This window comes from Brevundimonas sp. P7753, from assembly GCF_013386595.1.
GTDB lineage: Bacteria > Pseudomonadota > Alphaproteobacteria > Caulobacterales > Caulobacteraceae > Brevundimonas > Brevundimonas bullata.
Genome location: NZ_JACARP010000150.1, coordinates 1 through 11,444 on the forward strand (window position 1 = coordinate 1; position 11,444 = coordinate 11,444).

13 protein-coding genes are annotated in these 11,444 nt (G+C 64.7%); 7 read left to right on the top strand and 6 right to left on the bottom strand.

Going from position 1 to position 11,444, the window contains the following annotated elements:
• Positions 1 to 106: 106 nt before the first annotated feature.
• The 3 genes from HX774_RS18490 to queF form a co-directional block, all read right to left on the bottom strand.
• On the bottom strand, positions 107 to 943 hold the full coding sequence (locus HX774_RS18490; protein ID WP_178828913.1) for a DUF817 domain-containing protein: 837 nt from the start codon (positions 941 to 943) through the stop codon (positions 107 to 109).
• 69 nt (positions 944 to 1,012) lie between these two features.
• The gene (locus HX774_RS18495; RefSeq protein WP_178828904.1) at positions 1,013 to 1,795 is read right to left on the bottom strand and encodes a hypothetical protein; all 783 of its coding nucleotides are present in this window, start codon (positions 1,793 to 1,795) and stop codon (positions 1,013 to 1,015) included.
• A gap of 8 nt (positions 1,796 to 1,803) precedes the next feature.
• Positions 1,804 to 2,265, bottom strand: coding sequence for a preQ(1) synthase (gene queF / locus HX774_RS18500; RefSeq protein WP_178828914.1), 462 nt, complete (start codon positions 2,263 to 2,265; stop codon positions 1,804 to 1,806).
• A gap of 362 nt (positions 2,266 to 2,627) precedes the next feature.
• Between queF and HX774_RS18505 the strand changes: the two genes are divergently transcribed.
• The 6 genes from HX774_RS18505 to HX774_RS18530 all read left to right on the top strand — a co-directional run bounded on the left by HX774_RS18505 (position 2,628) and on the right by HX774_RS18530 (position 5,802).
• Positions 2,628 to 3,554 carry a nitronate monooxygenase family protein gene (locus tag HX774_RS18505; RefSeq protein ID WP_178828905.1) on the top strand — a complete coding sequence of 309 codons (927 nt, stop codon included), beginning with the start codon at positions 2,628 to 2,630 and terminating at the stop codon, positions 3,552 to 3,554.
• Positions 3,555 to 3,584: 30 nt separating this feature from the next.
• Positions 3,585 to 4,292: a TorF family putative porin gene (locus HX774_RS18510; RefSeq protein WP_178828906.1), complete on the top strand. Its 708-nt coding sequence runs from the start codon at positions 3,585 to 3,587 to the stop codon at positions 4,290 to 4,292.
• A 52-nt stretch (positions 4,293 to 4,344) separates the two neighbouring features.
• On the top strand, positions 4,345 to 4,575 hold the full coding sequence (locus HX774_RS18515; protein WP_178828907.1) for a hypothetical protein: 231 nt from the start codon (positions 4,345 to 4,347) through the stop codon (positions 4,573 to 4,575).
• A 169-nt stretch (positions 4,576 to 4,744) separates the two neighbouring features.
• Complete coding sequence (locus HX774_RS18520; protein ID WP_003167329.1) at positions 4,745 to 4,957, top strand: cold-shock protein; 213 nt, start codon at positions 4,745 to 4,747, stop codon at positions 4,955 to 4,957.
• Between the two features lie 270 nt (positions 4,958 to 5,227).
• A complete protein-coding gene (locus HX774_RS18525; protein ID WP_114816421.1) occupies positions 5,228 to 5,440 on the top strand; it encodes a cold-shock protein in 213 nt (70 codons plus the stop codon).
• 101 nt (positions 5,441 to 5,541) lie between these two features.
• Positions 5,542 to 5,802 (top strand): hypothetical protein, encoded by a 261-nt coding sequence (locus tag HX774_RS18530; protein WP_178828908.1) that lies wholly within the window; start codon positions 5,542 to 5,544, stop codon positions 5,800 to 5,802.
• Positions 5,803 to 5,824: 22 nt separating this feature from the next.
• On the opposite strand, the gene HX774_RS18535 is transcribed toward HX774_RS18530, so the two are convergent.
• The 3 genes from HX774_RS18535 to HX774_RS18545 are packed head-to-tail and all read right to left on the bottom strand — an operon-like array spanning position 5,825 to position 9,159.
• Positions 5,825 to 7,003 carry a cystathionine gamma-synthase gene (locus HX774_RS18535; RefSeq protein WP_178828909.1) on the bottom strand — a complete coding sequence of 393 codons (1,179 nt, stop codon included), beginning with the start codon at positions 7,001 to 7,003 and terminating at the stop codon, positions 5,825 to 5,827.
• Between the two features lie 7 nt (positions 7,004 to 7,010).
• On the bottom strand, positions 7,011 to 7,748 hold the full coding sequence (locus HX774_RS18540) for a dienelactone hydrolase family protein (protein WP_178828910.1): 738 nt from the start codon (positions 7,746 to 7,748) through the stop codon (positions 7,011 to 7,013).
• Positions 7,749 to 7,755: 7 nt separating this feature from the next.
• Positions 7,756 to 9,159 carry a cystathionine beta-synthase gene (locus tag HX774_RS18545; protein ID WP_178828911.1) on the bottom strand — a complete coding sequence of 468 codons (1,404 nt, stop codon included), beginning with the start codon at positions 9,157 to 9,159 and terminating at the stop codon, positions 7,756 to 7,758.
• 114 nt (positions 9,160 to 9,273) lie between these two features.
• On the opposite strand from HX774_RS18545, the gene rnr reads away from it, so the two are divergent.
• The coding region (gene rnr / locus HX774_RS18550) for a ribonuclease R (protein WP_178828912.1) at positions 9,274 to 11,444 on the top strand (2,171 nt) is incomplete at its 3' end.

Below are 11,444 nucleotides of genomic sequence, written 5' to 3' on the forward strand. Positions count from 1 at the left end.
CGTCATCCCGGCCGAAGCGCAGCGTAGAGCCGGGACCGCCCAAGACGCCGCCCTCAGCTTTTCCGGCGGTCCCGGATAGCAGCTTCGCTGCTTCCGGGATGACGCCTTAGCGGGGCTCCTCCTCCGGCCGATGCACCAGCGACACCAGCACCACCGAGATGATCATCAGCAAAAACCACGCCCCCAGCTTGTTCAGGCTGACCATCTCCCATCCGCTCTCCTGCCCCGGATAAACCCAGGCCCGCGCAAACGTCCCCAGGTTCTCCGCGAACCAGATGAACAGGGCCACCAGCCCATAGCCCAGAAGCAGCGGCATCGACCGCCGCCGCCGGTCTGCGGTGAAGTAGAACCAGCCCCGCCTGAACAGCAGCACCGTCGCCGCAAACAGCGCGATCCGCACGTCCGGCAGCCAGTGATGGGCGAAGAAGTTGACGTAGATGGCCGCCGCCAGAACCCAGGTCGTCCACAGCGGCGGATAGCCCCGCACCCGGATATGGAAGATGCGCTGCACCCGCGCGATGTAGCTGCCCACCGCCGCATACATGAAGCCCGAGAACAGCGGCACCGCCCCGATCCGCAACAGCGAGTCCTCAGGGTAGAGCCACGACCCGTGATAGGTCTTGAACAGCTCCATGATCGTCCCGGCCACATGGAACAGGAAGATGACCCGCGCCTCCTCCCAGCTCTCCAGCCGGAAGGCCAGCATCAGCCCCTGAATGATCAGCGCCCCGATCACCAGAACATCATAGCGCGCGACCGGCGCCCCGCCGCCCATCCCTGTTTCTGGCCAGAAGACCGGCCACAGCAGATGCGTCCCCACCAGCAGCACCAGCATGGCCCCGCCGAACAGACAGGCCCACCCCTGCTTCAGCCCGAACCACAGGAACTCATAGGCATACCCCCGCCACCGCCCTCGATCCGCCCACGCCTCCGCGCGGGTCATCAAGCGGCGGCCCCAGGCTTCGAGCGGGAGACGGGGGGGCGATATTGGGGCGCTCACAGGTTCAGCTTTTCAAGTCATGAAGTAGTGCACGCGAGCGCGACGCGCGCTCGGTAGATCGCTCAAAATTCTAGGCTCCTTCATCAACTTCTGAGCCCCAAATCTTCCGATCACGAACGCAACCGAGAAGCCGTCAATGAAGGTCTTCAGGTCCTCAGCGACCCGCACCACTTCCATAAACAAGCGATCACTTGCTTCATTTGGGCTCAAACCGCCCGCTAGGTGTGCAACTGCGATTGCCTGAAGTGAATCTGCGCCACCGAAAAAGGTCGTTCCGACCATACCAGTGTGAAAGTCAGTCATATCGAGATCGTCAGGTGCCAGAGCATACGCCCCCGCAAAGGATGCTCGGTCGATATGCGATGCCTGCTTATTTCGGACCTTAGTGATCAGATTTCCTGTGACGCCAAAATAAGCAGAGAGGCGCTCTCGAGCCTCCATCGTGCGTGCGTAAATTTCAACATTGGCGGGATTTTCGGGGACGCTCTCCCAGAGACAGTTCAGGAGCGCTACAGTTTTCTGCGCAGACGCAACCGACCAACCTTCGTAGATACGGTTAGTCATGAGCCGAGCCATATAGAGCGCCATCCCGAGAGACGTCTCACGTATAGCTTTCGGCAAATGTGGCTTCAAACCATTCAGCGCCTGCAACAAAACTGCGTGCAACATCCCGATCTCATTTGAGACCTGAGCAAGCATAAAAAATTGGAGTCGCTCGTCCTCATCGACGCCGTCGTAATCGCGCTTTGTCAGCGAAAATTCTCGGACAGCGAGTTGATGGGACTTAAGACGCACAGTCCCCTTCACCCCCGCCCGCGATAGGTCGCGACGCCCTGATCAGGCAGCCAGACGCCTTCGATGGGCGCGCCCGTCTGCCAGAAGACGTCGATGGGGATGCCGCCGCGCGGGTACCAGTAGCCGCCGATGCGCAGCCATTTCGGTTGCAGCAGGTCGGCCAGGCGCTTGCCGATGGCCACGGTGCAGTCCTCGTGGAAGGCGCCGTGGTTGCGGAAGCTGGTCAGATACATTTTCAGCGACTTCGACTCGACCAGCCAGTCGCCCGGCACATAGTCGATGACGATGTGGGCGAAGTCGGGCTGGCCCGTCACCGGGCACAGGCTGGTGAACTCGGGCGCGGTGAAGCGCGCCACATAGAGGGTGTCGGCGTGCGGATTGGGCACGCGCTCCAGCACCGCCTCTTCCGGGTTGGTCGGGGCGGCGGTCTGGGCGCCGAGCTGGGACAGGCTGTCGGTATAGTGCGTCATGCCCGCCATTTAGGCGCTTGCACCGCCAAAGAAAATCCTGACCCGGCAGCAGCGTTTCCACAATCGACCTGGCGCCCCTTCCCGGTGTGGTAGGATGAGGGTCGTGGACGGATGGGCCTGAGGGGGATTTCAGACGAATTGGACTCTGTTTTTCTTTCCTCCCCATTTCATGGGGAGGGGGACCGCGAAGCGGTGGAGGGGGCGACGCAGCGGGCTAAGTCGAGCCGCCCCCTCCGTCACGTGCGCTTCGCGCCCGCGCCACCTCCCCATGGAATGGGGAGGAAAGCGTGATTGCCTTCCCCCGCGACACCCGGTTAGCGTCCCTTAAAACAACCCGCAGAAACCATCCGAGGAAACGATCCGTGGCCATTCCCGCTTCCCTGCAGTCCGGCCTCAAGCTGCCGGTCATCGCCTCGCCCATGTTCCTGGTGTCCGGCCCGGATCTGGTGGTCGAGGCCTGCAATGCGGGCGTGATCGGCACCTTCCCCTCGCTGAACCAGCGCACGACCGAGGGCTATCGGGACTGGCTGCAAGAAATCAAGTCGCGGCTGAAGCCTGACGCCGCCGCCTATGGCGTCAACCACATCGTCCACCCGACCAATCCGCGCCTGATGGCCGACATGATGGTCTCGGTGGAAGAAAAAGTGCCGCTGATCATCACCTCGCTCGGCGCCGTGCGCGACGTGGTGGACGCGGTCCACGGCTACGGCGGCGTGGTCTTCCACGACATCGCCAATGTCCGCCATGCGAGAAAGGCCGCCGAGGCGGGCGTCGACGGCCTGATCCTGGTCGCCAACGGCGCGGGCGGCCATGCGGGGGTCGTGAACCCCTTCGCCCTGATCAACGAGGTCCGCAGCTTCTATGACGGGACCATCATCCTAGCGGGCTGTCTGTCGACGGGTCAGGACGTGGCCGGAGCCCTGATGATGGGCGCCGACTTCGCCTATATGGGCACCCGCTTCATCGCCACGACCGAGAGCGAGGCGCAGCCGCACTACAAAGACCTGATCGTCGCCTCTGGCTCGGCCGACATCACCTATACGCCCGCTGTCTCGGGCATCCCGGCCAACTTCCTGACCCCGTCTCTGGTCGAGAACAAGATCGACCCGAAATCCCTGCCCGAACACAAGCTGGACATGGGCGAGGAAGCCAAGGCCTGGAAGACCGTCTGGTCAGCGGGTCAGGGGTCGGGCGCGGTGCACGACATTCCCACTACGGCCCAGCTTGTCGCGCGGTTGACGGATGAATTTTCGCAAGCCTGTGACAAATTCGACAAGAAGCGCCTCTAGGAGCGGCATCGTCGCTTTCACGAGGCCCCCATGCTCCGCACCCTGACGAACGCCGCCCTGCTCGCCGCCGCCCCCCTGGTCCTGCTGGCCTCCGGAGCCCACGCCCAGGATGCGGGTCAGAGCGGGGGCAAATGGTCCTTCTCGGCCGGCGCCGCGACTGACAACCGCTCCAAGGCCGCGTCCAAGTCCGACGGAAACCCCTTCGCCTATGGCGCGGCGGAATGGGAAAGCGCCAGCGGCCTCTTCTATGGCTCGGGCGGTCTGGAAACCATCGACGGCGGCGGCTCCAAGCTGGAGTCCGAGCTGGTCGCCGGCGTCCGTCCCGAGTTCGCCGGCTTCGACTTCGACCTGAACGTCGCCCACAAGAATCGCTTCGACGCCGACCCCGGCTATGACAACGACGCCTGGGAATTCACCGCCGACATGAAGCGCTCGATCGGCCCGGCCAGCGCCCGCCTGCGGTTGCAGCACTCGCCCGACGGCACCGGCTCGACCAAGGCCTGGACCTGGGTCGCCCTGCGCGGCGGCTGGGATTTCACCGACAAGCTGAACGTCTCCGCCGAGGTCGGCCGTCGCGAACAGGACAACAGCCTGGACTACACCGGCTGGAACGTCGGCGGCGCCTATGCCCTGACGCCCAAGGTCGAGCTGGACCTGCGCTGGCACGACACCGACGCCGACGTTCCGGGCGAGCAGTACAAGGGGGCCCTGGTGGCCGGGATCAACTTCGCCTTCTGACTTTCTGGCGATCATCGGTGGCTAATCGGCGGAAAGGGCCTACCTTGTGGGCATGACTTTCCGTCCGACGACCTTAGAACGTGCTTATCAACTGGCTGGGAGCGGCGCCTGCCGCACCGTCAGCGATGTCAAACAGGCCCTCCAGATCGAGGGCTATGATCGCATTCAGGACAGCCTGTACGGCGGCACCATCACCGCCGCCCTGCGCAAGCTGTGCCAGGCCCACTACGTCGGCGGCCCCGCCGAAACCGCCGCCGCGGATCAGGAAGAAGAGGACGCCTGACATCAAGGGTCTTGATTTGGGCGCCAAGTCCGTCCATATTCTTCCTGTCGATCTCTCTGCGTAACGCTGCTGCCCTTTGCTCTGCGCACCGAGGACTAAGCCGATCCATTCAGACCCGACAGGCCGAAGGGATGTTCCTTTTGGCCAACGACTAGCGGAGGTCCTGAAAATGGCTACCGGCACTGTTAAATGGTTTAACTCCACCAAGGGCTACGGCTTCATCCAACCCGATGACGGCGGCAAAGACGTGTTCGTGCACATCTCGGCTGTCGAAGCTGCCGGCCTGCGTGGCCTCGACGAAAACCAAAAGGTTTCGTACGAAATCGAGCGCGACCGTCGCTCGGGCAAGGAATCGGCTGGTCAACTGAAGACCGAAGGCTGATTTCTCGCGCCGTTCATTCGGCGCGGATTTCGAACGGCGGCGACGGCTTCGGCTGTCGCCGCCGTTTTCGTTTGTGGCGGCCTGTTTCACTCAAATGACGCCCCGCCCTTGCTAATGGGCTCCAAAGCGCCCACCTTCTTCTTGTCGATCTCTCTGCGAAACGCTGCTGCCCCTTTGCATCGCGCACCGAGGTCCAAAGCCGATCCCATTCAGACCCGACAGGCCTCCAGGATATCCTTCCTGTGGCTACTCAAACGGGGAGTCCTGAAAATGGCTACCGGCACTGTCAAATGGTACAACTCCACCAAGGGCTACGGCTTCGTCCAGCCTGACGACGGCGGCAAGGACGTTTTCGTCCACGCTACGGCCGTCGAAGCCTCGTCGCTCGGCATGCTGAACGAAGGTCAGAAGATCTCCTACGAAATCGAACGCGACAGCCGCAGCGGTAAAGAATCCGCCGGTCGCCTTCAGGCTGCTGACTAATCTCAGCCCTGATCGGCGACCGTAAGGCCGCCGAGATCGCTTTCTATTCGCTGAGGGGCCGGCCGCATGCGCGCCGGCCCTGACGCCATCTGGAGACGCCCATGACTTCCCTGGCCGATAAAATCCCGACCCTGAACGAAGCCGACCTCAAGGCCCTGCGCGCCAACGCCGCCCGCCTGGTCGAGCACGGCTCCGCCGTCCAGGTGACGACCGCCGCTGACATCCTGCCGCTGATCGACGCCCGCTTGGCCGAGATCGCCTCCGCGCCCAAACCCGTTGTCGTGCGCAAACGCGCCGCGCCCAAGAAGAAGCTGGCGCCTGTCACGGGCCATCAGACCGCCCTGCCCGACACGACGGCCTGACTTCAGTTCAGACCTGAGCTTTTCAGCTCAGGGCCTGATCCAGGTCGGCGATCAGGTCTTCCACGTCCTCGACCCCGACCGATAGACGGATCAGGTTGTCGGTGACGCCGCCGGCCTCGCGCACCTCTTTCGGCACGCTGGCGTGGGTCATGATCGCCGGGTGGTTCACCAGGCTTTCGACCCCGCCCAGCGACTCCGCCAGGGTGAAGACGCGCACCCGCTCCAGCACCCGCTTGGTCCGCTCCAGATCGCCGTCGATCAGCACCGTGACCATGCCGCCGAAACGCCCGTTCATCTGGCGCGCCGCCAGTTCGTGCTGCGGGTGGCTGATCAGCCCCGGATAGATGACCTTGGCCACGCCGCCATTCTTCTGGTCGGCACGGTCTTCCAGCCAGCGCGCCACAGCCATGGCGTTCTCGTTGTGCGCCTTCATGCGCAGACCCAGGGTCTTCAGCCCCCGGTTGGCCAGGAAGGCGTCGAACGGCCCCATGACGCCGCCGATGGAGTTCTGCAGGAACTTGATCTGCGCCGCCATCTCGGCGTCCCTGGCCACCAGAACCCCGGCGACGATGTCGGAGTGACCGTTCAGGTACTTGGTCGCCGAGTGCATGACCACGTCGGCGCCGAGCGCCAGCGGCTGCTGGCTCCAAGGCGTGGCGAAGGTGTTATCGACCACCAGGATCAGCTTGTGCGCCTTGGCGATCTTCGACAGGGCCGCGATGTCGGCCAGCTTCATCAGGGGGTTGGTGGGCGTCTCGACCCACAGCATCCGCGTCTTGTCGGTGATCGCCGCCTCGACCGCCGCCAGGTCGGTCAGGTCGATGTAGCTGAAATCCAGCCCCATCGACCGGCGCCGCACCCGCTCGAACAGCCGCCACGAGCCGCCATAGAGGTCGTCGCCGGTGACGATGTGCGAACCGGCGTCCAGCAGTTCCAGCGCCGTCGAGGTCGCCGCCATGCCCGAACCGAAGCCGAAGGCCTGAACCCCGCCCTCCAGATCAGCGATGCAGGCCTCGAAGGCCTCGCGCGTTGGATTCTTGCCCCGCGCATACTCATAGCCCTTGTTCACGCCCGGGCTTTCCTGAGCGTAGGTCGAGGTAGCGTAGATCGGCGTCATCACCGCGCCCGTGGTCGGGTCGGGCTTCTGGCCTGCATGGATGGCGCGGGTCGAGAAACCCTGGCTGTTCTTGATCGACGACATGATGGGTTCAAACCTCGGGGATCAGCGTCCGGCGAAAGAAGCCGTCGGCGCGTTCAAATATGTCCGTCCATTCGCCGGGACGGAAATGATGGCGTCTTACATTCAGGACGACGGTCTCGACCGGCACTCCCTGCTCGCTCAGAATTCGGGCCCAGCGCTTTGTACGATGGGGCGGAATGACGGGGTCGCCTGCGGCGTGGATCAGCATTACCGATGGCCGGCGCACGATTTCCCTCGGCTTGACATTGCCGGCAGACGCCACGCCGACGACGGCGCGGATGGGGGTCTGCTGCACGGCGACCTCTGCGGCCAGATAGCCACCGCGCGAATAGCCCATGGCGCCCAGGCGCGATGCATCGACCCCCGGCAAGGCCAGAGTCCAGTCGGTCGCATCAACGACCGCCTGGGGCCACCAACTCAGGTCATCAGATTGGGCAGCGTCGCGAGCGCCGCTGAAATAGTCCGGCATGACGATACGGTAGCCCCGCTCCGCAAGACGCAACCCATGCTCCAGAAAGACCGGAAAATCAGCCGCAAGCCCGCCCGCGCCATGCAGGAGCAATAAGGTCGCGCCACTCATCGGCCCCGTATTCGTCACCGGATCTATGACGATAATCGGCCGCTCAAGTCCCCGCGTCCGATAAACCGCCTGATGAACACCGCCAGGCGCTTGTCGCGCCCACGCTGGGCTCCCCATGGACAGGCTTGCGAACACGCCCAGCGCTAGGCGACGGGTGATCTCCATCGTTTGCTTACCGGTTCAGGCTGAGGTGGTTGATCAGGTCGGTACGGGCGATCAGGCCGACGAAGGTCTCGCCATCCAGCACGATGGCCACGCGGTCGCGGTCGAAGATCGGGATCAGGGCGTCCAGGGATTCCGTCACCTGCAGCGTGTCCAGATCGCGAGTCATAGCCGAGGACACCGGCTTGGCGAAGCGTTCCTTCCGCGTGATCTCGTCGGTGTTCATGATGTGGACGATGTCGCTCTCGTCCAGGATGCCGACCAGGCGGCCGTCCTGAATGACCGGCAGTTGCGAAACGCCGTCGCCCTTCATCCGCTTGAAGGCGGTATCCAGAGTGTCGTCGGGGCCGATCACCACCACGTCGCCGTTGGCGTATTTGCGCGTGATCAGGTCCGACAGGTCGCCGTGCAGTTCGCGCTGGGTCAGGCCCTGATCGGCCAACCAGGCGTCATTATAGACCTTGGACAGATACTTGGCCCCGGTATCGCACACGAAGGTCACGACCCGCTTCGGCTCGGTCTGCTCGCGGCACCAGCGCAGGGCCGTAGCGATCAGGGTGCCGGACGATGACCCCGCCAGAATGCCTTCCTTCAGCAGAAGGTCGCGCACCGTGGCGATGGCCTCAGAGTCCGGGATGGAATAGGCCTTGTCGATCAGGTCGGGATCAGCCGTCTCGGGCATGAAGTTCTGGCCGATGCCTTCGACCGAATAGCTGCCGTCCGGCCCGGCCACGCCCTCGTTGATCAGGCCCGCCAGGGCCGAACCGACCGGGTCGGCCAGGATGATCTGGGCGTGCGAGCCCTGGGCCTTCAGATAGCGGGCGATACCGGTGATGGTGCCGCCCGAACCAATGCCGGCGACGAAGGCGTCGACTTGACCCTCCATCTGCTCGAAGATCTCGGGGCCGGTCGTCTTGAAGTGAGCCTCGGAGTTGGCGTCATTGGCGAACTGGTTGACGAAATAGCCGCCTGGAATCTGCTGGGCCAGGCGCTCGGCCATGTCGGTATAGTATTCCGGGTGGCCGTGCGGCACGTCCGAACGGGTCAGGCGCACATCGGCGCCCATGGCCCGCAGGTGCTGGATCTTCTCCTTCGACATCTTGTCGGGGATGACCAACAGGACCTTATAGCCCTTCTGCTTGCCGACCAGGGTCAGGGCCAGGCCGGTATTGCCCGCCGTGGCTTCCACGATGGTGCCGCCCGGCTTCAGCCAGCCCGCGTTTTCCGCCGCCTCGATCATCGACAGGGCGATGCGGTCCTTGATGGAGCCGCCGGGGTTCTGGCTCTCCAGCTTCAGGAACAAGCGGCAGGGGCCGGTGTCGATCCGCGTCACCTCGACCATCGGCGTCTTGCCGATCAGATCCAGCAGAGAGCCTACGGGGCGGGTCAGGACGGGGACGTCGGACATCGACATGCGGAAGGCTCCGGGAAAGGCGTGTTCGGGGGCGAAAGCTGGGCGTCGCCGCCCTCGCGGTCAACTCACGCAAGTTTTCACCTATTTGCCCCGAAGCGCATTACAAAGGACGCAATGACCAAGACGCCCAAACGCCCCGCCGCGGGTCTGCCCGACCGAGACACCCTGATCGCCTTCCTGCGCGAAGCCGGCGAGGCCGAGAAGGCCGACATCGCCCGCGCCTTCGGATTGAAGGGGATCGAACGCCGCCAGCTGCGCGAAATGCTGAAGACGCTGGAGGCCGAAGGCGCCCTCGGCAAGCGCGGCCGCAAGGGCTTTTCCGAAGCCGGCGCCCTGCCCGCTGTCGGCGTGGCCGATGTCGTGGATCGCGACGCGGACGGCGAGCTCTACGTCGAACTGGTCAAGGGCGGCGACGACGCGCCGCGCGCCCTGCTGCTACCGGACCGCGAGGGCAAGACGCCCGCGCCGGGCATGGGCGACCGTCTGCTGGTCAAGTTCTCGCGCGGGACCGAGGGCTGGGAAGCCCGGCTGGTCAAGCGGCTGGACGCCGGGACCAACCGCGTCCTAGGCGTGATCCGCAAATCGGCGCGCGAGACCCGCGTCGAGCCGGTGGACAAGCGCTCCAAGGACGTGCTGCTGATCCCCAGCGCCGTGGCGGGCGAACTGCGCGACGGCGATCTGGTTCTGGCCTCGATCGAAAAGAGCGACCATCGCCACGGACCGAAACGCGGCAAGATCCTGGAGACCATCGGCCGCGAGGATGATCCTCGCGCCGCCTCCATCATCGCCATCCACGCCCACGGCCTGCCGACCGGCTTCTCGGAACAGGTGGAGCGCGAGGCCGAGGATCAGGCCCTGCCGACGCTGAAGGGCCGCGAGGACCTGCGCGAGGTTCCCTTCATCACCATCGACCCGGCCGACGCGCGCGACCACGACGACGCCGTCTATGCCCAGCGTGACGAGGACCCGAAGAACGAGGGCGGCTGGATCGTCTGGGTCGCCATCGCCGACGTGGCCGCCTACGTCCGTCCCAACTCGGCGCTGGACCGCGAGGCGCGGGACAAGGGCAACTCGACCTACTTCCCCGACCGCGTCGAGCCCATGCTGCCGGAGGTCCTGTCCAACGGCCTGTGCAGCCTGAAGCAGGGCGAGAACCGCGCCTGCATGGCCGTGCGGATGATCTTCGACAAGGATGGCAAGAAGACCGGGCACAAGTTCATGCGCGGCCTGATGCGGTCCCACGCCAAGCTCAGCTACGAACAGGCCCAGTCCGCCATCGACGGCCAGCAGGATGATGTGACGGGTCCGATTATGGACGCCATCCTCTATCCGCTGTGGAACGCCTATTCGACCATGCTGAAGGGCCGCCAGCGCCGCAGCCCCCTGGCCATCGAAAGCCCCGAGCGCCGCGTCATCATGGCTCCCGGCGGCGGCATCGCCGCCATCGAGCCGCGCAAGTCGCTGGAGGCCCATCGCCTGATCGAAGAGATGATGATCCAGGCCAACGTCTGCGCCGCCGAGACGCTGGAGAAGACGCGCACGCCGCTGATCTACCGCGTCCACGAATCGCCCAGCCAGGAGAAGATCTTCAACCTGGCCGACTTCCTGCACACCATCGGCAAGCCCTGGAACAAAGGCGAGCCGGCCAACACCAAGCGGTTCAACAAGCTGCTGGACGAAACTCGCGACGGCCCCCACGCCGAGGTGGTCAACGAGGTGGTCCTGCGCACCCAGATGCAGGCGGTCTATTCGCCGGACAACGTCGGCCACTTCGGTCTGCACCTGGACCGCTACGCCCACTTCACCTCGCCGATCCGACGCTACTCCGACCTGATCGTCCACCGCGGCCTGATCCGCGGCCTGAACCTCGGTTCGGACGGTCTGACGGATCGCGAGATCGCCGAACTGACCGCTATCGCTGAGCAGGTCACGAGCACCGAGCGCCGCTCCATGGCCGCAGAGCGCGACGCCATGGACCGCTACATCGCCGCCTTCCTGGAAGACCACGTCGGCGCGACCTTCAGCGGCCGCATCACCGGCGTCACCCGCTTCGGCCTGTTCGTGCGCCTGGACGAGACGGGCGCCGATGGTCTGGTGCCGGTTTCGACCCTGGGCAGCGAGTATTTCACCCACGACGACCGCGCCCACGCCCTGGTCGGCGAGCGCACCGGCAAGCGGTTCACCCTGGGCCGTCGCGTCGAGGTGAAGCTGATGGAGGCCACGCCCGTCACCGGCGGTCTGGTGCTGGAAATGGTGTCCGAGCCTGACCCCCGCGACCCCAACGC